The 239-nt window shown below is 53.1% G+C and carries 1 tRNA gene and 1 rRNA gene; both read left to right on the plus strand.

Annotation, left to right across the window (positions count from 1 at the left end):
• Nucleotides 1–67: ribosomal RNA gene (locus tag GM668_RS30455) — 16S ribosomal RNA — on the plus strand; the annotation flags it as partial.
• 65 nt (nucleotides 68–132) lie between these two features.
• Nucleotides 133–209 (plus strand) — tRNA-Ile (locus GM668_RS30460).
• Nucleotides 210–239 lie beyond the last annotated feature (30 nt).

A 239-nucleotide genomic window follows, 5' to 3' on the forward strand; every position in this document is an offset into this window, starting at 1 on the left:
ATTCGTGACTGGGGTGAAGTCGTAACAAGGTAGCCGTATCGGAAGGTGCGGCTGGATCACCTCCTTTCTAGAGTAGGCACTCCGCCTGACGTCCACACTTATCGGCTGTAGTAAGAAGAACGCAAAAATGTTGGGGCTGTAGCTCAGCTGGTTAGAGCACCGTGTTGATAACGCGGGGGTCGTTGGTTCGAGCCCAACCAGCCCTACCAGTTCCAACTAGTAATACCCATTGGGGGATT

This window comes from Pseudoduganella ginsengisoli, assembly GCF_009720865.1.
GTDB lineage: Bacteria > Pseudomonadota > Gammaproteobacteria > Burkholderiales > Burkholderiaceae_D > Rugamonas > Rugamonas ginsengisoli.